At 64.0% G+C, this 21121-nt stretch carries 12 protein-coding genes; 7 read left to right on the plus strand and 5 right to left on the minus strand.

What is annotated here, in order from left to right; translation table 11 throughout:
- The first annotated feature begins 15 nt into the window (after nt 1–15).
- From J8F10_RS05165 to J8F10_RS05175, 3 genes are all read left to right on the plus strand, one after another.
- Nucleotides 16–1587 (plus strand): amino acid permease, encoded by a 1572-nt coding sequence (locus J8F10_RS05165; protein ID WP_210652791.1) that lies wholly within the window; start codon nt 16–18, stop codon nt 1585–1587.
- Nucleotides 1584–2372, plus strand: a complete 789-nt coding sequence (gene eutC, locus J8F10_RS05170) for an ethanolamine ammonia-lyase subunit EutC (protein ID WP_210652792.1) — start codon at nt 1584–1586, stop codon at nt 2370–2372. Before J8F10_RS05165 ends, eutC begins: the two co-directional genes overlap by 4 nt.
- Before the next feature lie 82 nt (nt 2373–2454).
- A complete protein-coding gene (locus J8F10_RS05175; protein ID WP_210652793.1) occupies nt 2455–3024 on the plus strand; it encodes a hypothetical protein in 570 nt (189 codons plus the stop codon).
- Between the two features lie 63 nt (nt 3025–3087).
- On the opposite strand, the gene J8F10_RS05180 is transcribed toward J8F10_RS05175, so the two are convergent.
- From J8F10_RS05180 to J8F10_RS05190, 3 genes are all read right to left on the minus strand, one after another.
- Entirely contained in the window at nt 3088–5874 is a 2787-nt protein-coding gene (locus J8F10_RS05180) for a sigma-70 family RNA polymerase sigma factor (protein ID WP_210652794.1), read from the minus strand.
- 647 nt (nt 5875–6521) lie between these two features.
- Nucleotides 6522–12275 (minus strand): alpha-2-macroglobulin family protein, encoded by a 5754-nt coding sequence (locus J8F10_RS40235; RefSeq protein WP_210652795.1) that lies wholly within the window; start codon nt 12273–12275, stop codon nt 6522–6524.
- Nucleotides 12272–12862: a sigma-70 family RNA polymerase sigma factor gene (locus J8F10_RS05190; protein ID WP_210652796.1), complete on the minus strand. Its 591-nt coding sequence runs from the start codon at nt 12860–12862 to the stop codon at nt 12272–12274. The genes J8F10_RS40235 and J8F10_RS05190 overlap by 4 nt, the downstream gene beginning before the upstream one ends.
- A gap of 208 nt (nt 12863–13070) precedes the next feature.
- Here J8F10_RS05190 and J8F10_RS40610 point away from each other — a divergent pair, with 208 nt between their 5' ends.
- The 3 genes from J8F10_RS40610 (at nt 13071) to J8F10_RS05200 (ending at nt 15744) form a co-directional block, all read left to right on the plus strand.
- On the plus strand, nt 13071–13217 hold the full coding sequence (locus tag J8F10_RS40610) for a DUF6862 domain-containing protein (RefSeq protein WP_390891094.1): 147 nt from the start codon (nt 13071–13073) through the stop codon (nt 13215–13217).
- 2 nt (nt 13218–13219) lie between these two features.
- A complete protein-coding gene (locus J8F10_RS05195) occupies nt 13220–13462 on the plus strand; it encodes a hypothetical protein (RefSeq protein WP_210652797.1) in 243 nt (80 codons plus the stop codon).
- 599 nt (nt 13463–14061) lie between these two features.
- The gene (locus J8F10_RS05200) at nt 14062–15744 is read left to right on the plus strand and encodes a DEAD/DEAH box helicase (RefSeq protein ID WP_210652798.1); all 1683 of its coding nucleotides are present in this window, start codon (nt 14062–14064) and stop codon (nt 15742–15744) included.
- 89 nt (nt 15745–15833) lie between these two features.
- On the opposite strand, the gene J8F10_RS05205 is transcribed toward J8F10_RS05200, so the two are convergent.
- Together J8F10_RS05205 and J8F10_RS05210 are read right to left on the minus strand one after the other, a co-directional pair.
- Complete coding sequence (locus J8F10_RS05205; protein ID WP_210652799.1) at nt 15834–17087, minus strand: efflux RND transporter periplasmic adaptor subunit; 1254 nt, start codon at nt 17085–17087, stop codon at nt 15834–15836.
- Nucleotides 17084–20272: an efflux RND transporter permease subunit gene (locus tag J8F10_RS05210; protein ID WP_210652800.1), complete on the minus strand. Its 3189-nt coding sequence runs from the start codon at nt 20270–20272 to the stop codon at nt 17084–17086. Before J8F10_RS05210 ends, J8F10_RS05205 begins: the two co-directional genes overlap by 4 nt.
- A gap of 198 nt (nt 20273–20470) precedes the next feature.
- Between J8F10_RS05210 and J8F10_RS05215 the strand changes: the two genes are divergently transcribed.
- A complete protein-coding gene (locus J8F10_RS05215) occupies nt 20471–21121 on the plus strand; it encodes a GntR family transcriptional regulator (protein ID WP_210652801.1) in 651 nt (216 codons plus the stop codon).

Consider the following 21121-nt stretch of genomic DNA (forward strand, 5'->3'; position numbering starts at 1 on the left):
CCATACAACGTTTGCATGTCAACACCAGCCCCGCCCGCGCCGGAAGAGTCCGACGACGTTCGCACCCTGCACAAACTCGGGTACGCGCAGGAACTCGCCCGCGTACTCGGCGGGTTCTCGAACTTCGCCATCTCGCTGTCCATCATCTGCATTCTCGCAGGGGGGATCACCTCCTTTCACGTGGGGTTCTGTTCCGTCGGTGGGGCCTCTATTGGCATCGCGTGGCCGCTAGTCGGGCTGTTCGCGCTGTGCGTGGCCGCAACGATGGGGCAGATCGCGTCCGCGTTCCCGACGGCCGGCGGGTTGTACCACTGGGCGGCCACTCTCGGCGGGCGCGGGTGGGGGTGGGCGACCGCGTGGTTCAACCTCGCGGGGCTGGTTGCGGTGCTGGCAGCGATCAACGTCGGCACGTTCCGGTTCGCGCTGGGTGCGTTCGCCCCGGACGTGAAGCCCACCCCCGCGATGCAGTTCGCGGTCGTGGCACTCATCACCGCGTCGCACGCGATCATCAATCACCTGGGTATCCGCGTCACGCGCATCCTCACTGATTTCAGTGGGTACTGGATTCTGTTTGTTGCAGTCGTGATTACGGTCGCGCTGGGTGTGGCCGCGCCGAGTTACGACTTCGAGCGACTCTGGACGTTCACGAACTACAGCGGCTTCCCCCACTCACCCGAACCCGGTGTTGAGGGGGCGGAAAGCGTCGATCCGGTGTGGCCGGCGAAGCAATCACTTGTGTGGTTGTTCGCTCTCGGCTTCCTGCTCCCCGCGTACACCATCACCGGGTTCGATGCGTCCGCACACGTCTCGGAGGAAACGGAGAACGCCGCCCGGAACGTCCCGCGGGGAATCGTCCGGTCCGTCTGGGTGTCCGCGCTCTTCGGCTGGTTCATGTTGTGTGCGGTGGTGCTGGCGATGCGCGACCCGACTGCGGTAGCGGAGAGGGGAGAGCAGGCGTTCGTGTTCACGATGGGCGATGTGCTCCCGCGCTGGCTGTGCCTCGTGTTGTGCGGTGGAATCGTGCTCGCGCAATACCTGTGCGGACTCGCCACGGTCACCTCGACCTCGCGCATGGCGTTCGCGTTCGCACGCGACGGTGGGCTACCGTTCTCGAAGTGGGTGCGATTCGTGTCGCCGAGGTTCCGCACGCCGCCGGTATCGATTTGGCTCGTCGCGACATTGGCGGTGTTGTTCACGCTGTTCGCCGAAGCCTACGCGACCATCGCCGCGTCCGCCGCGGTGCTGCTGTACATCTCGTATGTGTTGCCGACCGCGATCGGCGTGATCGCTTACGGGCGGTGGTGGACGGCGATGGGGCCGTGGACCCTCGGCCGGTGGTTCCGGCCGCTCGCGGTGATTAGCGTTCTCGGGTGCGGGCTGTTGCTGGTGATTGGCGTGCAACCGCCGAGCGAGAAGGCCGCGTATGTGGTAGGGGCGATGGTCGCGGTGCTCACGGTGATGTGGTTCACTGTGGCTCGCTACACGTTCCCGGGTCCTCCGCACGGGATCGAAACGCGGGCACAGGCGGATTCGATTGCCGCGGCCGAAGCCGCGGTCCACGAGGGCGAAAAAGGAGCCGCGCCGTGAGTGACAACTCGCCGGCACCGCTCGATCCGGTCGAACTCGCGCTGGCCCAAACACCGGCCCGCGTGCTGGTCGGGCGCGCGGGGCTCGGCTATCGGACGTCGACGTGGCTCCGGCTCCGCGAAGATCACGCTGCCGCACGCGACGCGGTCCACACTGAAGTGGATCTGGAACGTGACTTCGGGGCCGAGCGGGTCGCGCGCTTCGGTCTGTTCGGTGTCGAGTCGCAAGTCGCGTCAAAAGGGGAATACCTGCGAAGGCCCGATTTGGGGCGAAAACTCAGTGACACATCCCGCGAACGTGTTCGCGCGGAGTGCTCGTCGGGGTGTGACGTTCAGGTGATAATCGGCGACGGGCTTTCCGCCACCGCGGTCGCGACCCAGGCGCCGGAACTGCTCGACCGGTTGCACGCAGCGGCGACGCAACGCGGGTGGTCGTTCGGCAGACCGGTTTTTGTACGCTACTGCCGCGTTGGAGTAATGAACGACATCGGTGACCTGCTCGCGCCGGCCGTGGTGGTGCTGCTGATCGGCGAGCGACCGGGACTGGCGACGGCCGAGAGCCTGTCCGCGTACATGGCGTTCCACCCGCGCGGGGGGCACACGGATGCGGATCGCAACCTCATCTCGAACATCCACGCGCGCGGCGTCGGACTGACCGAAGCCGCACAGCGAATCATCGCGCTCGCCGATCAGTTCCGGGCGGCCGGGCGCAGCGGCGTCGGAATGACTGAAGTGTTGGGTTCCTGCCTCTCGACACATCCCGCATCAATCTCGGAATCAACGTGAGTCGCGTGTGACATTCAGCGCCTGGACGCGCGCAATTGGGTGGGGTACCATCGAATCTGCTTCTCCACTCGGAGGTGTCGCCATGCTCCGTGCGCTCGCCCCGCTCCTCGCCGTTGCGGTCCTCATTGCTTCTACGCAGGCCGCGCCCGTTCCCAAACACCTCATGCGGAATAACGAGGCGCTGTACTTCCCGACGACGGTCGGGACGAAGTGGGTCTATGTGCTCAACGGCCAGAACGAGACGACCGATGAGATTACGGCCGTCGAGGATAAGGGCGGCGGGAAGCTCGTGACGGTCAACGGCAACTCTAACGACCCGACCTGTTGGCAGGTGTCCGGGGCGGGCGTGTTCATCGTGTCGATGGGCAAAGAGGTCTGTAATCCGGCTATCCCGATGCTCAGACTCCCACACGAGAAAGGCGCAGCGTGGACCTCCCAGAGCCTGAACGCGGACAAAATTCGGGGGCTGTTCGCGTCCCACGGGCCGGAACCGGTCGAGGTCGGGGCGGGTAAGTTTCAGGCCATTCGAGTCGAAGTCGAGTGGGTCCAGAACAACAAAGTGACGTTCTGGTACGCGCCCGAGGTCGGGGTCGTGAAGGCGGGTGGTGGGTTGATAAAGGAGCTGAAGTCCTTCACGCCGGGCAAGCGCTAAGAGCGTCGGCCGGGTACAGCCCGGCCGGTATGTTTTTGCCCACTCTCGCGGACCCGTCCTGAATCACTTCTTGGATTTCACTTGGGGGAGCGCGCTCAACATCTTCGTGACGTGGCTCGCGATCCCCTGAACCACGAGCCGATCTTTTAAAAGAGTGATCCTACCGAACTGCCCGAGTATCTGCTTCAAATCAGCAACTAACTTGTCATCAACGTCCCACTCAATCAGAACCTCAACCCGTACTAACTCGGTTTTTCCGCTAGTTTCCAGTTCGGCACCTGAAACGGCCCGGACAAGTAACGGGTCCACTTTCTCGTCAGCCAAGATGAGGGTGAAACTCTTTTCGCTGCGAATGACGAGGAATCCTTTCGGGATCAGTGCTTCGTTGAGAATGTCGGTGATTTCGGCGATCGTGAACCGCTGGTCCACTTTAGGTGGTGCGAACGTAAACGTTCCCGTGGGCTTGGAACTGACATTGGCTTTCAGTCCCGTTACAGTCGCGTAGGCGTCGAGCACTTCGGCCCAGGGCGCGTTTTTGAAGTTGAGTGTGAGCGCCTTTACTTCTGGCAGAACCATGTGTGGATCAGTATCGGGCCGGGCGGTTCTGTCGTTGCCGAAGCGCGGATCGAATCCGGGCGCTGTTGGTCCGCCCGCGGGCTTTCGCGGATCGAATCCGCCCGGAGGGGTGACCGGGTTGGGTTTCGGGTTCGGGGCCGCTTTTTCGATGTCTTCGAGAGTTTTGACGATCCGCGCGACGTTCCCGGCCGTGTCGCAGACGACGATGCGATTCCCTCGCGCGAACACGATCTCGCCGAACGGTGACAGGAGTTTGCGGAGTTCGTCTTTGACGTCTGCCGCGTCTAACACGCGGAGCGGAATAGCAACTTGCACCAGTTCCGTGCGACCGTAGCTCCCGAGGTCTTTCAGCTCGATCTGGTGAATCATTTTGGCGTCGAGTTTCTCGTCCGCGGGGTGAATGAAGAACGTGAGCTTCCCGCGCACCAGGATCATCTTTTGTTGCATCATCCCTTCGTTGATGAAATCGGTAATCTCGGTGAGGGAGAACGTGCGGTTCCCCGGGGTGCAGGTGAATTTCCCGGTGGGTTTCACGGTGGTGACGAGCGAGAGACCGGAGAGCTTGGAGTACGTGTCGAGCACTTCGTCCCAGGGTGCGTCTTTCACGTTGAAGGTGAACGTCTTGGCACTCGGCAGAACCATGTGCGGGTCGACACCCGGCTTGGTGTGGAACGGGTCGAGTCCTTCCGCCCCGAATTGCGGGTCCGTGCCGGGTGGTGTCGGCTTGGCCTCTTGTTTCACGATCAACTTCTCCATCTCATCGACGATCCGGGTAGCGGTTTCGATCTCGTCCGGTGGGCCGACGAGGATTAGTTGATTTTGTGCCGGCAATGCCACCACCTGCAAGCGTCGTGGTGCTATGAGCGTTTGAATGACTGGGGTTACTTCCTCGGCTTTCCGATTCCTCAACCGTAGCACGCGCGTGGTAGACTCGGCAGGTTCGCCGGCGAGCACCTTCGCGAGCAGTTTCTGAACGGTCTGTGTGTCCTTTTCTGTCGCGTACACGAGCAGCACGTGGTCACCCGGGACCGGGACGATGGTCACACGCGACTTGCCGAACGCTTCCGCGAGCGTCTTGGCGGTTTCGGCGCAATCCGCCTTTTTGTCGAGGCGGAACACGCTCGGCTTCTTGGTGGCCGGTTCGCCGAGTTTCACGAGCACGGATTCGATCTGTGATGTTGTCTTGGCGTCGGCGAAGACGAGCAGTGCTTTGTCTTCTGGAAGGGGCGTGATCGTTGTGGTTCTCGCGTCGAATAGTTTCGTGAGTGTGGCGGCAGCTTCGCCGCTATCGAGCACGCGCAGCGGAACAACGGTGAGCGCCTTCGGCCCGCTGGTTACGGCGGCCGGTTTCTCCGCCTCTTTAAGCCCGAGTAATTCCAGCGGGGATTTCGGTTCCGGCGCGGGTTGCGCGCTGGCGTTCGTGAAATGAAACAGACCGACGGCGCTCGCGAGCACCAGTCCGCAGCACACGATTACGGACGCTACGGCCCGGACGTTTTTCAAGAACATGGCTCTCAATACTCCTTCGGTTGTGTCCGCGGCGCGGCGCGAGATCAGGCCGTTGGCCGTCGCGCGCACGAGATTATCGATTGCGACCGCGCGAACCGTGTTCGTCACTGTTGCGGGGAGCGTTGCGCTCGCGATACGGTCCGTGAGTGCGGCCAAGAGCACCCCCGCTGCGGGTGTACCCACGCGCGCCGTCAGGCGAGCCGCGAGCAACTCGCGTGCTCGTGCTAGGCGCCCCGCGACCGTTCCCTCGGGGCACGCGAGCCGGTGCGCGACCTCTTTGCGCGTGTGGCCCTCAAGGTCGCACAGCACGATGAGCGCCCGGTAGCGCTCGGGCAAGCGGCTCAGTTCGTCGTCGAGGACCGCGAGCAATTCGTTGTGTTCGTCCGGTGACGGGGCGGGCGGTTCGGTGATTTCTGCGAGCGGCCGGACGCGCGCCGCCCGGCGCGCGTTCGATTGCCGGAGCTTGCGGGCCGTGTTGTACGCGACGCCGTGCAGCCACTGCGCGAGCGGGCGCTGCGTGTCGATGGTTGTGGCCCGACGCGCGAGGACCAGGAACGCGGCCTGAAACGCATCGTCCGCGTCGGTCGCGTTGCCGAGCACGCGCCGGCACACGCCCAGCACCATCGGACCGTGTCGGCGCACGACCGCTGCGAACGCGCGCTCGTCCCGCAATCGCACGAAGAGGTCGAGCAACTGGCCGTCGGTGCGGTCCCCGCGGGCGGCTTCTTCGGCGATGGTGTCGAGGATCTGAACGACGGTGTTCACGCGCCCTCGCTGTTGGCTTCGTTGCGTTCCACACCCATTACTTCCCGCAGTGCCTCAGTTTGATACAAGCGCTGGTGAGATTACAACCGAAGGATTGATGAGAACTACCGGATGAAATGACGCGGGCCGGGGATTTCGCCCCCGGCCCGCGTGTTTTGTGACCGGCTTTGGCAGAACGCGAACGTTCCACCAAGCCCGATCAATGTTCCCGTGTTGTCTACTTCTCTTCCTGAGGCGCGGAACGCTCACGGCAACGCCCGGACTCGACAAGAGCGTTTCACCGCAGAGGGCACATGAGGGCGCGGAGAAGACCGGATTGAAAACGAATCATTTCAGTCCTTGCTTTCCTCCGCGCCCTCATGTGCCCTCTGCGGTGAAACGCTCTCACAAAAGCTGCCCCAAACGATGACAAAGCTATACCCGGTGTGGGCGGATCGCAACAAACTGGTTCTTGAGTGTAGTCCGCTCGCTCCGCGAGCGGTTGCCCCGCTGACACTGTGTTGAAAGCCTGTGCTTTCTGCTCGTGGCACGGGGCTCTGGCCTGTGGAGGCGCTACACAGCCCAGAGGCACGTGCCACCAAACCAAAGACCAAATGCCCCGCTCGCGGAGCGAGCGGACTACACTTAAGACACATCGCGAACGCCTGTCACTCGTTACCGGGCATCGGGGCGATCTTGATCGACAGCGGTTCGACCCAGTGCTTGTGGTCCGCGTCGTAGTACAGGTACCCGCGGCTTGCAGGGCCGCGGTACGTGCCGGGAACGTCGCACACCAAGTCTACCGATAGCGCGATCTTCTGTTCCGGCGCCAGTTCGCGCCAGTAGAGGATCAGTTCGCGGTCACGGGTCTCGAAGTAACTGATCTGGCCCTTTTCGCGCAGGTCGGTCAGTTGCTTCATGTCGGTCGGGACTTTCATCCCGGCCGGGATGCCGACGATCGCCATCGTCATCCCCTGTCCTTGCTTCTGGCGGTTCTCCAGGGTCACCGCGAGCGGAACCGTATCGCCCTCGGTGGCTTCGGCTTTGGCCAGCTTCGTGGAGATCTGCACCGCGCACTTCTCCGCGCTCAGCGGGGTCAGCGTCGTGTAGGTGTAGCTCAGAGCGAACGGGTACGGTTGCTTCGCGGTCGTGACGACTTCCAGTTCGGTCTTACTCCCGAGCTTGAAGACCGCTTCCGAGTTCGGGATGTCGAGGGCGATTACCTCAACGTCTTTTTCGGTAAACTGGCGCGCGCTGACCACGTTGTCGCCCACGCGCACACTCAGTTCGCCGCTCTCCGCCGGGTGCGCGTTCTTCTTCGCGAAGAGTGCGAGCGCTTTGAGCGCCATGACGGTCGATTGCGTCGAGCCGAACCCGCCGTACCCACCGCGCTGTTGCGCGATCCACTTCGTGGCGTCCTTGATCGCCGTGCCGTAGGCCGGGTCGTTGGTCCGCAGCCAGCCGAGGAGTGCCAGGGCAGTCACTTCGATCTCCAGATCGCGCCCGCCGGACCGGGTGATGCTCGTCACCGCTCCAGTAACCCCGCCGTTCTTGAGGTGCTTTTCCTTCAGTCGGTCGAGCAGTTTGTGGGCGGTTTCGCGGTCGCCGCGCTGGAGCATCACGTTCGCGACCAGCGCAACGAAGTACGCATCCTTACCGCCGACCGAGTTCTCGTTGAGCGCCTCGGCCTTCAGCGTGGCGATTTCAGTCTTGAGGTCCAGCTTCTCTTGGTCGTCCGGGTCGCTCTCGACGAGTGCCCAGACGATGTAGGCGTCCACCGTGTGCTTGGGGGCGGAGCCGAAGCTGTGCCCGTCCGGTCCGCGCTTGAAGCCGCCTTTCCCGTCGCGCCGAGAGAGCAGGTACGCTTGTGTCCGTTGGATCAGCACCGGGTCGACCGGGTGAACCCGGGCCATGTCCTTGAACTGGAGCAACCCGTAAGCGGTGAGCGCCTCGTGTTGCCGGTCCGCGGCCCCGAACCACTCGAAGCCGTGCTTCGTCCGCTCGGGGGTGTCCGGGCACTCGAACGAAGTCAGTCGGCCGTACCCCTTATCGAGCAACCCCTTCGCCTTTGCAGCGGCCGCCGGGTTGGTTTGGTTCGTCTGGTTCATGTAGTCGAGGATCAGCGCGTTCGGGTAGTTCGTGGTCGAGGTCTGCTCGAAGCACCCGTAAGGTTCGCGGAGCAACCCGTCCAGGCCCTTCACGAGATCGGCCATTGACGTCGGGTACATTTCGAGCCGCACCTGGAGCGAGCCCGGCACCACGTCCTTGGGCAGCGTGATGCTCCCGCGCGCGCGGCCCTTCTCCAGCATGTCGCTGACCGAGCCGACACGCGGGAAGCCATCGGGCACGACGCGGATTGACCGCTTGATGATGTCCGGGTCGCCGCCCGTGCTCCGGCCCTCAATCAGTAGGCTCGCGTCGCCCTGGAGTTGATCCGCGTTCAGGCGCAGGAGCTTGCGGCCCTTCGCATTCGGTGAGAGTTCGATCGTCTCCTGGAGCGGCCCTTTGGTCTTGAACCCGGTGGCCGTCGTGTTGAACGTCACGCTCCGTGCCACGTCGCTGTCGTTGGTCACGCGGATCGGTGTCTCCACCGTGTCCGTGTGCGAAATTTCTAGCGGCAGTTTGGGATCGAGGCTGAACGGCTTGCGCGCTTCGATGGTCGTGGTAATTGCCCCAATGCGCCCGTCGAGCGTGTGCCCGGCGACGAGCACCTGGTACCGCGCGATGTCGTCCGAAAGCTGGAACTCGATCGTGGACTTGCCGTTCTCGGGCAGCACCAGAACCGGGTGCCAGTACACGGTTTCCGTGAAATCCGAACGCACTTCACCCAGTTGCGGGTCTCGCTCGTGGGCGTACTCACGCACCATGAACGGCATAATCACGGGCAGAGCCGACCTACGACCGTCGCTTTTGTGATTGAATCCTTCACTCCCTAGTTTTGCGCTACGTCGGAGTGCGGCGGCAGCGACGGCGACGCGGGCGTCGTAGTCCACGCTACCTCGATCACGGCTAGTGCCGTCGTTGGCAAACATCCCACCTTTCGAGGGAATGCCGTTCCTGCCATTCCCGAGGCGCGGGGAAGGCTTGCCGCCTGACCCCGGGGGGGCTCCGCCGGTCGCAGGCATCCCCACAGCGGGTAAGCCTGGGGGCGCGGCTTTCGGTCCCGCCGGAGCACCGGGGGGACGTAAAGGTGTGTCTAAGTCGGGCATCGAACCGGAATCGTCTACCGGTCTAGGTGTTCGTGTTCCTCGGCCTCCTTGCACAGCCTCAATCCGTGGCACTGGTCCTGAGACGGTTTGGTCGACCATGCCACCCGGAGGCTTGATCGAGCTGCCGACGAAGGAGAACGTCGAGTTCGCGTTGGAACCCATGTTGCTTGACAGCGACACCAGCACTCCGCAAATAGCCAGCGTGGTGATGCCCGCGATGTACGGGCGCAGGCGCCCGGCCGGTTTCGTTGCGGTCGCGGACATCAGGCGCGAGACCACAATGAAGATCACGATCGCAACCAGCGCGGCGATCAGCAGCGGCAGCAGCGCCGCACCGAACCGTTCGTACCGTTCCTTGTAGGCCGATAGTGCGCCTTGCGCCTCGGTCTTCAGTGCCTGGGCCGCCGAAACGTGCGCCTGGGCGTCCGCTAGCTTCTGAGTCAGCGTTGCGGGGATCGCGCTCCACTGTGTTTCGGTCGTGGCCGTTCGGATGCGGGCCGTTTCCATTTGCGGCATGAATTCCGCGTTCACGCGCTGCTTTTCGAGTTCGAGTAACTGGAGCGGTGCAGTCGGGCGCTGACCGTGCGCGACCAGCATCGTGTTCACGTCCGTTCGGTCCACCGGTTGAGGAGGCGGCACGTCCTGTTCGGCGAACCGGCGCCAGCCCTGCGTGCCCAGGAGCAGGTCAAGAGCTACGGCCGCTTTCGGGTGGTCCGTGAGCAGGAAGTCCGCGTGCTCGAGTTCGGCCGAGTTCTTCACCTCGCCCGACAACAGGAAGTGTGTGGGGAGCAGGCGATCGTTCTTGTTGTCCGCCATCGTGATAACGCTGCGGTTTACCACGCCCACCATCAGCACCGCGGGAGTTGGCGTGCCCTTTTCTGTAGTCGCGGACAGATCAAGACGAACTTTGCCGCTGGGCGTGTACCGGGCTCGCTCCGGGTTCGCGCTCAGAACGAGGCGCTCACCGGGACCGCGGAAGACGAGCCGTTCGGATCGGGGAACGAGCGTCGTTTGGCCGGCATCATCGGCTCGTTCCTCGAACACGGTGACGCGCGTGACACCGCCCGCGGTGTCGTCGCTCTTGAGCCAGACTTCTGTGGGTTTGTTCGCATTCAGGGTGACCTTCTGTTGCGCGATGAGCCGCTCACGGACATACGCGCCCACGTGTACCGTCTTCGGCCCGCGAGCGGTTTGCAGTTGCACGCGGATCGTGCCGCCCTTTTCGGTCACGGCATCGAGTGCGGTGAGCGCCACACCGTCGGGCTTCACTTCGGGCAGCGGAAACCCGTCCTTGGTCGGCGCGGTGATGCCGCTGGGCGACGTGAGCTTGAGGAAGTAATTCGTTCCCGCTTTCGGCGTCAGCGTGAAGACGCCGTGCCCGCGATTGACGCCCGGGTTCTCGGGGTCCGTGAGCGTGCTCACTTCTGCAAGCGTATTTGTGCCGTCGGTGATGATACCTTTGAGATCGGCAGGTTTAGCGCTTGGGGCGGGCGTGCGGACCATGAAGTACACGCGACCGGGCACGCCTTCGACCATGTCCCCACCTTCGGGGAAGAACTCGACGCGGAGGTTCTTCGTTACGAGCGGAATCGGTCGGACGATCGTTTCAGAATCGCTGCCGTCGCGAATGTTCACGCTCAGAGTGGCTGCGGGGGCCGCGCCCGGAGTGACCTTCTCGAAGACTTCAGCCGGGAGCTTAAAGCGCACGTCCAGGAAGACCTTCGTTCCGCTCGCATCGGTGATGAAGCGCGAATCCGGTTGTTGGAAGAAGGCCGAGCGGTCCGTTGAGGCGACGACGTTGGCGGTCGCGTTCTTCATCGGTCCGCCGGCGGTGCGCGAAACATCGATCCGCGCCTGCACGAACTCGTTGGGACCGTATGACTTGCCATCGAACTCCAGTTTCTTCTCGAACGTATCCGGGACGTACCGGTTCACAATGAACTTGCGCGTTTCGAGGAGCACTTCTTTGCCCGTTTCGGCGCTTGCCTCGAAGAGATCGAGCTTGTATTCACCGCCAGGCGCGTCCGATGCCAGCGTGTGTTCGCCGACCCCGATTCCGCGGAGCGGCTTGTTATCCGGTCCCAGGACGGGGCGAATGTCTTGGAGTAGTCGGCCGTTGCCCTCGTCGAGCGCGGTGACGGCGTCGCCCGGGTCGCGCAGTCGGAACTTCAGGTGCAGGTCCGTTCCCGGCGGGCGGAGCGTGGAGCGATCCAGCGTGAGCGAGCGGAACCGGATCGTTTCGCCCGGCTTGTAGAGCGGCTTGTCCGTGACGAGGTGCGTGACGAATACCGGGCGCGCGAGCGGCAACCGTTCGGCCAATACGCTCTTGCGGTCGTCGGTGAATGCGGTCACTTCGAGGAAGAGATCGGAGCCGGGCTTCACCTTCTCCCAGAACGCGACCGGGAGCTCGAGCGTCGTGGCGCCGACGGGCTTGTCGTGCGTTTGACGCAAGAGTTCCTGGTCCTTCGCGTCCTTCACCACGACGTCCATCTTTTGTGGCCGACCGATCGCGCCGTGCCGCAGCGTTTCGATCTGCCACTTGTTCGGCGCACCGGGCTGAATGTGCGCGGGGCCGGTCAGCCGGACGACGAAATCCTTGTCCTCGATCGCTTTGCGGGCGCTCTCGTAGGCCGCCTGATACTGGGCCGTGAGCGCGGCTTCCGCCGCGAGTGCGGCATCCATGTGCTTCCGCGATTCCCTTATGGCTTCCGCTTTTTCGACCTCGACGCGCGCGACCTCGTCGAGTTGGGCCTGGAGCGCGAGCTGCTTGTCGGCGACCTCGCGTGAGCGCGAATACCAGCCGTAATACTGCGATCCGGCCAGTGTGCCGAGCGTGCCGACGACGGCCAGCCAGACCACCAACCTGCGGGAACGTGGGCGGCGCATGACGTTCTCCTGCTGTTTGGGTGAGGAATTAGGTGAAACGCGCGCGGATGGCACTTCGGCCGGCGCACGCGGAACGGGCGCCGGCTTCGGGCCAGGCGCTGGGGATTCGGGCGGCGCCTGGGGGAGCGCGCGGGGTTCGGGGAGACCGGCCACGTGGCCGATGAGGTCCGCGAAGAAGCTCATGAACCGGATGTAATGCTCCTCGGCCTCGGGGTGCATGAGGACGAGTTCTTCCAGCCGGTGGAGCTGCTCCGGGCTGATCGTCTCTTCGCAGAGGGCGTCGAGGAGCGGCTGTAGCTCCGCAATAACGTCAGATTCGGGGGTCACGCGCGGCCCTCCTGGGTGAGCGTCTTCTGGACGCACTGCATGAGCGCTTCGCGGACCTTGGCCAGTGCCTTGTACACCGCGTCCACGGAGCGCCCGACTTGTTCCGATGTGGATTGCGTGGTCGCGCCGTCGGCGAACCGTCGCGTGAGGAGATCGCGGTCCGTGCCCGGGAGCTTTTCGATACATGTCGCGAGTGCGTCCCGGCGTTCGTCGAGTTTCAGCGCATCCGCTTGCCCGGCCGCGGTTTCGGCGATGCGCTTCAGAAAGATCTGACTCAAACGGGCCTGCGCGCGGTTCGACTTCTTGTTGAAGTCGAGCACCTTGTGGTACGCGACCCGGCGCGCCCACGCCAGGAACTCCGTCGGGGGCTCGGTCGCATCGAACTTGTCCCACATCGTGAGGCTGGTTTCCTGCAGCACGTCGTCCGCGTCCGCACGGTTCGGGAGCAGCGTGAGGACGTAGGCGTACAGGCGGCGCTGGTTCTGGAGAAACAACCGGAGGAACAGTCGGTTCTTGTCCGGGGTCGGGTGGTCGGCTTCGTCCGGCTCTGCGGGCGAGACCGATCCGTAGTCGGCGTCCACTGCCATAACAGGAGCCCTTGTGGGGAAGAGGAGGATCGCAGCCGGTTCCCGGGCGCGCGGGTGCCTCGTCCGCATCTTTACAGCAAAGCGGACAAGGCACCCGAACTTTTGGGTGTGGCACTGGTGCGATCCGTATCCGCTACTTAGTTGACACCGAAACCGCGGATTGGAAGAAAAATTCCGCGGTTCACGCGACAAGCACTCAAGCCGATTTGTGTTCCGTCTGTTCCGGCGACGCAGACTGTCGGGGTGGCGCCAGCGCGCCGTGAAATTGGCGTGTGCAGCGCACGGGTCTGCCGCTTGCGGTTCGTGGTCCCGACTGGCACTCTATGCGCTCGGGACCGGGAACTGGGGGCGCTGATTATGGTCGGGCAAGTCGGGTTGAACGGCGTGACGGTATACGCATACGTCCTCGCGGACGCGGACGAGTTGCGGGTCCGCGTGTCGGCCGACGACTGGGAGCGGCTCGGGTTGTCGCCCGGCCAGCGCGTGCGCGTGGAGCGGGGCGGGCGCGCGGAAGCGCCGTTGCTCCTGGCCGCAGCCGAACAGGAACCGCCTGTCGTGTGGCTGCGCCTCGTCTCGCTCGTCGCGCGGAAGGCGTCGTGATTTCTTGCCGCGCACACGCATCTCGCGGATCGCTGTTCCCGCGCTCCTTTGGTAGGGGTAACTCTCGTTAAGAGCGTTTCACCGCAGAGGGCACAGAGAGCGCGGAGAAAGGCCGGATTGAAAACGAATCCTTTCGGCCTTTCTCCGCGCTCTCTGTGCCCTCTGCGGTGAAACGCTCTTGCGAACTCCTGAAGCGTGTTCACCACAAAGAAAATGCAGAAAAATCATCTGGGAAGTGGAATCTGACACCAATTTCTCTTGGCTTTCTGGTACAATGCCTACTGCAACCAAAACAGCAATCGATTGCATTCTGCCGAGATATTTCGTGAGTGTTTTGGTGTCAATAACCGAGGGTTAGTCGCTGCTAACAATCACCTCCGAAACGCCCAAAGCGACTATTTGCAAGTCGCTAACTGGCATGTCGTTACGGCAAATCGCCAACAATAGCGGCCCGGAAAATGTTAGCAAATGTTAGCCATCGCTCGGCCCGCGTGCTGCGGGTAAAACGGTGTTGCGCAGCGTTTTGCGGCGCCGGTTTTCAGTGAAACTCATACTTTAAGAGATTACGCTTGCTGGATCTACAACCGGGGAATGACCATATGGTCGAGACGATAGCGGCAACGACGGCGACGGTCACGACGGTGTCGGGGTTCGCGAACTTGGGTCTGGATAATCGCCTCGTTGATGCACTATCCGGTCTCGGCTACGAAGAGCCGACCCCCATCCAGCGCGAAGCGATCCCGCCACTCATTGAGGGCCGCGACCTCATCGGACAGGCCGCGACGGGCACCGGCAAAACCGCCGCGTTCGCGCTCCCGGTCCTTCACCGGCTCTCGACCCTCGCCACCCGCACTCGCCCGACCGCTTTGATTCTGGTTCCCACACGTGAACTGGCAATGCAGGTCGCGGAATCCGTCGAGCGCTATGGTAAGCCGCTCGGTATCCGCGTGCTGCCCGTTTACGGCGGCACGGGCATGGACGTGCAACTCCGCGCGCTGCACCGCGGCGTCGATGTCGTCGTCGCGACGCCGGGCCGGGCACTCGACCACCTGCGCCGCGGATCGCTCACGCTCAGCGAAGTCGCGGTCGTGGTGCTGGACGAAGCCGACGAAATGCTCGACATGGGGTTCGCCGAAGACATCGAAGCACTTCTGTCCGCGACCCCGACGACCCGGCAAACGGTTCTGTTCTCCGCGACGATGGCTCCCCGTATCCGATCGATCGCCGGCCGCCACCTGACGAACGCGGTCGAAATCGTGATCGCCCGCGCTCCGGTCGCGGCCGGGTCCGCTCCGCGCGTGCGCCAGACGGCATACCTCGTTCCGCGTGCGCACAAGTTGGCCGCGCTCGGTCGCGTGCTCGACGTGGAAGCACCGAAAGCCGCGCTGATCTTCTGCAAGACGCGCTCGGAAGTCGATCAACTGACCGAAGCCTTGGCCGCACGCGGGTACCGCCCGGAAGCACTGCACGGCGGGATGTCGCAGGACCAGCGCGACCGCGTGATGCGGCTATTCCGGTCGGGCCAAGCCGACCTGCTCGTGGCGACCGACGTGGCGGCACGCGGACTGGACGTCGACCACCTCACGCACGTCGTCAACTACCAACTCCCGCTCGGGACCGAGGCTTACGTCCACCGGATCGGGCGCGTGGGTCGGGCCGGACGCGAGGGCGTGGCCCTCACCGTGGCCGAGCCGCGTGAGCAGTCGGCACTGCGGGCCATCGAGCGCGTGACCGGTCAGCGGATCGAGTTCGCGCGAGTGCCCACCGCGGCCGACCTGCACGCGCGCCGAGCGGAGCGAACCAAGGACGCGATTCGCGCGACCATCGCGGAAGGCGAACTCGATCGGTTCCGCGGGATCGTCGAATCGCTGGCCAGCGAGTTCGACCCGACGGCCATTGCCCTGGCCGCACTGAAGTTGGCCCACCGTGCGGAGATCGGCGACGCCCCGGACGAACCCGACATCCCCACCACCGTACCGGAAGCGGCCCGCACCCCAATGCGGGCACGCGGGCCGCACCAGCAGCAGACGCGCTCGCCCGGTCCGCGGTTGGCCCGCATCTACATTAGCGCGGGCCGCGAAGCCGGGATCGCGCCGCGCGACTTGGTCGGGGCGATCGCGAACGAAGCGGGGCTTCCCGGCCGCGACATCCGCGGGATCGAAATCACCGACCGGTTCTCCATCGTCGAAGTGCCCGAGGACGCGGCCGAGCACGTGATCGAATCACTGAACGGCGCCCGCTTGCGAGGCCGACGGGTCAGCGCTCGTCGCGATCGGCATTGAGCGCGGGTTGATCTCGAAAAGCGAAGCGGGACCGAGCCAACGTTGGCTCGGTCCCGCTTCGCTTTTATCGTACTGAGTAAGATGCCGCGTTAGCGATCACTCGCGGCGACGGGTTCGACTTCCGTTCCTTCAGCGAGATCGTCCCCCGGGCGCACCACGAGCTTCTCCCCGCCGACCAACCCCTCTGTGACTTCCACCACGGTGCCGTAGTCGCGACCCAACTTCACCGCCCGATACCCGACCTTGCCGGTAGATTCGACGACGGCCACCTTCGCTCCCTCGGCGCGGATGACGACCGCGGCCCCGGGTACGCGGACCACGTTGACCGGTGCATCCAACTGGAACTTCACCTGCAGGTACATGCCCGGCAGAAGCGCGTGGTCCTGGTTCGGAACATCGACTTCTACGCGAAGCGTGCGCGTCTGCACGTTCACGGAGTTCGTCGTCCGCGCCACGGCCCCTTTGTACTCGCGCCCCGGAACTTCCCGGCGAGACACGGGCGCTGACTGACCGGCATGAACAGCGGTCGCGAACGTTTGGGGAATGTCCGCGAACACCCTCAGTGTGTCGATCTGCGCGAGGTGGAACATTTCGCGGCCCACCGAACTGTCGGCGACGACGAGCGCTCCCGAGTCGTAGTTCCGGGCCGTGATGACCCCGCCGAAGGGCGCGATAACTTTCTGGAACTGCTGAAGGTCTTCCAGGCGCTTGACGTTCGCTTCGCCCGCTCGGATCGTGGCTTCGGACAGGCGGACTGTGGCTTGCGCGACCTTTAGAGCCGCCTCCGCTTCGTCCATTTCCTGGCGCGAGCCGACGCCCGTCTCGAAGGTTTGTCGGACGCGGACCAAATTCAAGCGAGCGAGTTCTGCGCTCGCACGGTTCCGGTCCCGTGTCGCGATCGACTCGGTCACGGACGCTCGCGCCTGGAGCAATTGCGCGTCCACTTCCGGCGTTTCGATCTCGGCGAGCAACTGTCCTTCTTTCACTTGGTCCCCGATGTCCACCAACCACCGGCGCAGGTACCCACTCGTTCGGGCGTAGACGGCCGTTTCGCGTAACGGGGACGCTGTGCCGGGAAGCACCTGCTCGACGCGGGACGGGGCACGTTCGGCGATCGCCGTGAGGACGCGCGGACGGTCCGAACGCGCGGCCTCTGCGACTTCGGTACGGTCGGTCAGTTGCTTGTTTCGTGCCCGTACACCGGCAACCCCCAGTGCGCTGAGGGCCGCGAGCGCGAGTACGGCCAGGAGAGCCAGTCGCAAAAAGGACGGTCGCGCCGGAGCCGCTTCAGGGCCTTCGTGGGCCGCGTGCGCGGGGTGCGAAGCGGGGTTCGGAGTGCTCATGACTGGCTCCCTTCGGGGCGGGGGGCGTTGCTCGCCGCTTCGCCCGAGGACCGGCGGCGAAGCAGGCTGTACATAACGGGCACGAAGAACAGCGTGTACATGGTCGCAATGGTCAACCCACCGATGACGGCCCGACCGAGCGGGGCGTTTTGCTCGCCGCCCTCGCCGTGACCCAGCGACATCGGCAACATGCCGGCGATCATCGCCATCGCGGTCATGAGCACGGGCCGCAGGCGGGTCGAACCAGCGGCGAGGGCGGCTTCTCGTCCGTCCAGGCCCGTGGCCCGCTGCTCGTTGGCGAACGTCACCATCAGGATGCTGTTCGCGGTCGCCACGCCCACGGTCATGATCCCGCCCATCAGGGCCGGGACGCTGACAGTGGTTCCCGTGGCGAAAAGCGCCCAGAGGATACCGGCGGCAGCCCCCGGGAGCGCGGTGAGGATGACGAACGGGTCGATCCACGACTGGAAGTTGACGACCATCAGCATGTAGACGAGCAAGACCGCGAACAGCAGTCCGAAACCGAGACCCGCGAACGATTCGTCCATGCTCTCAATCTGCCCGCGGATCGCGATCGTGCTCCCCTTCGGGAGCGTTCCGCGGGTTTCTTCGACCAAAGTGCGGATCTCGCTCGCCGCGCCGCCGAGGTCGCGGTCCTGTACGGTCGCGCACACTTCGTAAACGGTTTGCACGTTGTAGTGGCTGATGAGCCCGGCCGATTCCGACCGCCGCAGTGAAGCCATGTTGGTCAACAGTTGCGGCTGGCCGATCCCGCCGGTCGTGGTAACCGGCGTGCTGAGCAGGGCATCGACGGAGTCGATCTTCCCCTGCGGAGTTTGTACCGCGACGCGGTAGTTCACGCCGTTCTTGGGGCTCACCCAGAAGTTCGGCGTGCCCTGGAACGATGAACTCAGCGACACGAGCAGTGACCGCGCCGCTTCCTGCTGCGTCACGTTCAGCCCGCTCGCCATCACGCGGTCCACATCGATGCGCAGTTCCGGTGCGTCCGGGATTTGCCGCAGGCGCACGTCTACCACACCCGGAACGCGCGCGAGCCGCTCTCGAAGTCGCTTCGCGACCGCGAGGTTCTCTTCGCGCCGAACACCCACGACCTGAACATTGATCGGTGCCGACTTACCGAACGTGAGTACCTGCCCGGTCACGTCGGCCGGGAGGAAGTCGAACGTGCAGCCCGGGAACCGCTTCGGTAGTTCCTGCCGCAGTCGGCGGATGTGTTCCGCCGTTGGCTGGTGGCCGGGTTTGAGCGACACCAGGATCTCGCCGTCGTAGACGCTCACGAGCTCGTTGTTGATGTAGGCGGTGTTCGTATAGAACGGGGACACGCCCATGTTGTCGAGGATCGTGTCGCGTTCCTCGGCCGGCACCTCTTCGCGGATCACGTCCTCGATCTGTCCGAATATTCGTTCCGTTTCCTCAATGCGTGTGCCGACCGGTGCCCGGACGTGGAGCCGGATCTGGCCCGCATCGACCGCGGGGAAGAAGTCGCGCCCGATGAACGGTATCAGTGCGAACGAGCCGACCGCAAACGCCAACATCAGCGCGACCGTGATTCCGCGGTTGGCGAGCGCCCAGGCCAGCAGCCCGCGGTAGGCTTGCCGCACCATCTCGAAGGCTTGCTCGAACCGGGCGTGCAGCCGACCGAACACCCCACCCGATTCGTGGTGCCCGCTCGCGTACTGTTCGGCCTCGCGGCCCAACAGGAACAGCATCAGCGTCGGCACGAGCGTCCGCGACAAGAAGTAGCTCGCGAGCATGGCGAAGATGACCGCCAGCGCGAGCGGCACGAACAGATACGCGGCCGGACCGGTCAGGAACACGACCGGAACGAACACGATGCAGATGGCCAACGTCGACACGAGAGCCGGTACCGCGATTTGAGCGGCCCCGTCAAGGATGGCCTCGCGCAGCGGCTTCCGCATTCCCAGGTTTCGGTGAACGTTCTCGATTTCGACCGTCGCGTCGTCCACCAAGATGCCGACCGCCAGCGCCAGACCGCCGAGTGTCATCACGTTGAGCGTTTCACCGACCGCCCACATCGCGATAATCGAGCACAGGACCGACAGCGGGATAGAAATCACGACGATGAGCGTCGAGCGCCACGACCCGAGGAAGACGAGGATCAGGAGCGCCGTGAGGCCCGCGGCGATCGCGCCTTCCTTCAGCACCCCATCGACCGACTCGCGGACGAACACTGATTGGTCGAAGAGAATTTCCAGCTTCAGTTCCGGCGGAAGTTGCGCCTGAATCCCGGGTAGCGCGGCCCGAACGCGGGCCACGACGTCCAGCGTGGACGCCCCCTCGCTCTTGAGAATCGGTAGCAGTACCGCGCGCTTACCGTCGCGCCGAACGACGTTCGTTTGGACCGCGTAACCGTCTCGGACTTGCGCCACGTCGCGCAGGTACACCGGGGCGCCGTTAACCGTCTTGACCGGGATCTGGTTGAACGCATCCACCACTTCCGGGCTGCTGTTCACCTTGATGTTGAAATCGGTGTCGCCGATCTTCGCGGTTCCGGCAGGAAGAATCAGGTTCTGGGCGTTCACCGCGGCGCTAACGTCGGCCGCGGACAGTCCTCGGGCGTAGAGCTGATCCGGCTGGAGGTCCACCATGATCTGGCGCGGTTTACCACCATAAGGCTGCGGCACCCGCGCGCCCTGGACCGTGCCGAGCCGTTGAATAATGAAGTTGGCCGCGAAGTCGTACAGTTCGGCTTCGGTCAGCGTGTCGCTCGACACCGCGATTTGCGCGACCGGTACGCTCGTCGCGCTGTACCGGACGATGTACGGCGGCGTCGTGCCGGGTGGCATGTTGTTCAAAACGGTTTGGCAAGTAGCAGTGACTTGTGCGGTCGCGGCCTCGATCTTGGCCTTCGGCTGGAAATAGATGCGAATCACCCCGGTCCCGGTGTACGCCTGACTCTCCATGTGCTCGATGTCGTTCACCGACGCGGTCAGCACCCGCTCGGTCACGAGCAAGATGCGCTTCTCCACATCGTCGGGCGGCATTCCGGGGTAGAGGTAGACGACGGTAACGACCGGGATGTCGATGTCCGGGAAGTTGTCCACGGGCATCTTGCGGATCGCCACCATCCCGACCACGAGGATGAGGATGGACGCGACGACGAACGTATACGAGCGATCAAGGGCGAGCCTGACGATCCACATTTGCCGGCCCCTCGGAAAGCACCGGTCGGCCCGCTCCAAGAAATGCGTGCGGGCCGACCCGTTCGCTTAAGGGATACCGACACAGAAAGGGGGGCTGACAGGAATTATCGATAATTGATAATTCGCGATTCGACTTGTTGGCGGATTGCCCGCATGGGACGAATAATACCCAAAGACCTACTCTCCGAGGTTCGCACGATGTCCGTGAAAAAAGCGAGCGTCCGGGATCAGGTCCGCCGAACCCTTACGGAACGCATTTTGGCAGGGCATTACAAACCCGGGGAACGGCTCATCGAGCTTCAAGTTGCGCGGGAACTGGGCACGAGCCAGGGGTCTGTTCGCGAGGCCCTGCGCGAATTGGAGGCAACACACTTAGTCGAAACGACTCCCCACCGCGGAACACGGGTACGGATCGTCGGGGTACCGGAGATCCGCGAAGCGTATTCGGCTCGTGGGCTGTTGGAGCAAGCCGCAGCGGGTACTGCTGCCGCGGCATTCGTGAGCGGGGTCGAGGAGCTGCGTGCGGAGGTGGCGTGCATTCTGCGTGCGGCCGATGCAAAGGATTACGCCGACCAAGCGGCCCACGTTTATACGCTCCACAGAATGATCGTCGCGGCTTCTGGGAACGCGACGCTTCTCCGCCTCTGGGAATCGCTGGCGTTCGAGACCTGGGTGCGCATCCGCCTCGGTTGGGGCGAAATTAACCGCAAACTGGCCGAAACGTCTTACGCCCGGATTCTCGCGACTCTGGAGCGTGGCGACGGCGCTGCGGCCGGTCAACTCCTCCGGGAACACGCCGAAGCGTTTGCACCTCCGGCTGAGTCGGCCGTTACGACAACCAGTGCGTAG

Origin of the sequence: Gemmata palustris (genome assembly GCF_017939745.1) — a bacterium.
In the GTDB taxonomy this organism is placed as follows: domain Bacteria; phylum Planctomycetota; class Planctomycetia; order Gemmatales; family Gemmataceae; genus Gemmata; species Gemmata palustris.